Source organism: Streptococcus parasanguinis, from assembly GCF_001578955.1.
In the GTDB taxonomy this organism is placed as follows: domain Bacteria; phylum Bacillota; class Bacilli; order Lactobacillales; family Streptococcaceae; genus Streptococcus; species Streptococcus parasanguinis_U.
Genome location: NZ_KQ969689.1, coordinates 181,057 through 183,940, shown reverse-complemented (window position 1 = coordinate 183,940; position 2,884 = coordinate 181,057). Strand labels below are relative to the sequence as shown.

At 43.0% G+C, this 2,884-nt stretch carries 1 protein-coding gene and 1 pseudogene; both read right to left on the bottom strand.

What is annotated here, in order from left to right; genetic code table 11:
• Positions 1 to 676 (bottom strand): annotated as a pseudogene (locus tag SPADD19_RS12210) (preprotein translocase subunit SecA); the annotation flags it as partial.
• A 174-nt stretch (positions 677 to 850) separates the two neighbouring features.
• Positions 851 to 2,695: an APC family permease gene (locus SPADD19_RS00830; protein WP_061454957.1), complete on the bottom strand. Its 1,845-nt coding sequence runs from the start codon at positions 2,693 to 2,695 to the stop codon at positions 851 to 853.
• Positions 2,696 to 2,884: the final 189 nt, after the last annotated feature.

Genomic DNA, 2,884 nt, shown 5'->3' with positions numbered 1-2,884 from the left:
GACCAGAAACGATCAATGGAGTACGGGCTTCGTCAATCAAGATGGAGTCTACCTCATCGACCAAGGCATAGTTCAATGGACGTTGAACCATGTTTTCTGCGCGCACAACCATGTTGTCACGCAAGTAGTCAAACCCGATCTCTGAGTTGGTTGAGTAAGTGATATCACAGAGGTAAGCTTCTTTTTTCTCAGCTGGAGATTTTGCTGCAAGGTTGATCCCTACTGAAAGACCAAGCCATGAGTAAAGTTCTCCCATCTCTGTTGCATCCCGCTCGGTCAAGTATTCATTGACGGTAACAACGTGTACCCCTTTGCCAGACAAGGCATTCAAGTATACCGGCATGGTGGCTGTCAGGGTTTTTCCTTCCCCTGTACGCATCTCTGGAACGTCACCATGGTGAAGGACGATTCCCCCCATGACCTGAACCTTGTATGGGAACAAACCAAGAACCCGTTTTGCAGCTTCACGAACAACTGCAAAAGCCTCGTACAAGAGATCATCCAAAGACTCACCATCTTGGTAGCGTTGCTTAAACTCAACTGTTTTCGCTTTTAATTCGTCATCCGTCAAAGCTGCCATTTGGTCTTCATAAGAAAAGACCTTGTCAGCCATTTTTTCAAGGCGTTTGATTTCGCCTCGATCATTTTCAATAATTGTTTTTAATAAATTTGCCATTTTTTTCCTTACTTTGAATTTTTCAAAATCTAAAATGTTCTTTTTATTCTAGCATTTTTTAAACATTTTTTCAAGATCAAGGCTGTATCTTACAAGACTTTCGAGTGGTTTTTTTCGTGTAAGAAAATCCAAAAAGATGCCTGCTCAAGCAGACATCTTTTCTATATACGGTGTTTATTCAGACAAATGGTAAGAATAGCTTGCCACAACCACTTCTTCATGCCAACGAAGTGCATACTTCAATTTCAAACTCATTTGGTTGTGGAGAATATTTTGCCAATGTTTTTTAGGAATAAATTGAGGGACTAAGACTGTAACGGTGTTGCCTTTTTCCTTGGCCTCCTCAGCTACTTTTGAGACAAATTCAACTGTTGGCTGGATAATATCCCGGTAACTCGTCATGACATTTTCAAAGCGAATATGAGGGAAATAATGCTTAAATTCTTCCGCCACTTCCGCATCTTTAACCTTGGTTTCTTCCGTTGAGACGTGCATAGCTATAACATCGTTTCCTAGGCTATTTGCATAACTCATAGCTCCCACACTTACCTGAGTGACATTCCCAACAAGGACAATCACGGTATTGCCCGCATAACTTGTCTTTTCAATCTTACCTCCCAAGCGCAATTGAGCCGCAACTTTATCATAGTGATTACGGATACTCAAGAACATCCAAAGCAAGAGACCAATAATAGGGAAGAAGGGCCAGATCTCACGCAAACGGAATAATAAGAGGATCAAGACAATCCCATAACAGATGGCTGCCCCCAGGATATTGGCAAGCGAATACTTAAGAAATCCTTTTTGATATTGGCGTTTCCAGTGGATCACCATCCCTGTTTGAGAAAGGGCAAAAGGAATGAAGACCCCGATGGTATAAAGCGGAATCAAGCTTTCTGTTTGCCCATCAAAAATCAAGAGCAAGACGATGGCACCAATCGCCAAGGTCAAAATCCCATTAGAATAGCCCAGACGATCCCCTTTTTCCATATACATGTGTGGCATGTATTTATTTTTTGCCATGTTAAAGGCCAACATTGGAAAGGCTGAGAAACCGGTATTAGCCGCAACTGCCAAGATCAAGGCTGTTGATAATTGGAAGACGTAAAAGAAGGCTTGTCCAACTGGGGAATTCCCTAAGATGGCTTGGGCCATTTGGGCTAGAGTTGTTACCCCTTTAGCCGGAACGACACCCACCCAGTAATTGAGGAAGGTAATCCCTGCAAACATGATCCCCAAAATCAAAGCCATAATGGTCAAGGTAGAAGCTGCATTCTTTGCTTTTGGTTTCTTAAAGAAAGGAACCGAATTGGAGATAGCTTCAACACCTGTTAGGGAAGCTGATCCACTTGTAAAGGCCCTCAATAAGAGAATGACACTAACCCCTGAAATGGTTTGACCCACATGAGCAGTTGCGTTATAGGCCAAATGGCCCGTCAAAATTTGGATCACACCATAGCCAATCAAGGCAATAGTACTGACAATGAACAGGTAGACCGGAATCATCAACGATGTGGCCGATTCGCGCAGTCCCCGAAGGTTCATCAGCATCAAAATCAAGACCAACAAAATGGAAATGTGAAGATTATAAGGATGAAGAGATGGAATCGCTGACGTGATGGCATCTGCACCGGAAGAAACAGATACCGCTACTGTCAGCATGTAGTCGACCAAGAGACTGCCACCAGCGATCAATCCCGCTTTGGGAGACAAATTCTCCGTAGTCACCATGTAGGCCCCTCCCCCTTGAGGGTAGGCATGAATGACCTGACGATAAGAAATCGTTAAACTAGCTAGAAGAACCAGGACCACAATCCCAATCGGAATGGACCACCAAATGGCTCCCGCTGATACGGTCATCAAGACCAAGATAACTTGCTCTGGACCATAGGCAATAGAAGAAAGTGCGTCACTAGAGAGCATGGCCAAGGCCTGCATTTTCCCTAGCAATCCGCCTTCACCTTCTACACCAGATTTCAACGGACGGCCAATAAACCATTTTTTCAATGTTGAAAACATAAAAAACTCCTTGAAAAAAAGATCATGAGGCCGGGAATTCCCTGCCTCTTTTCATAAAACAGGGGTTATTCTACTCCTTTTTTTCAAGACTGACAACCAAAATTATGAAATTTTCATAAAGTTTTCATTGTGGTCATTCATTCAAGCTCTCTTAGATCGGTCCGCTTCTTTTCAAATTGATCCAGCAAA

Coding starts and splice junctions, on each gene's coding strand:
- SPADD19_RS00830 (WP_061454957.1), bottom strand. CDS start 2,695: ATGTTTTCAACATTGAAAAAATGGTTTATTGGCCGTCCGTTGAAATCT.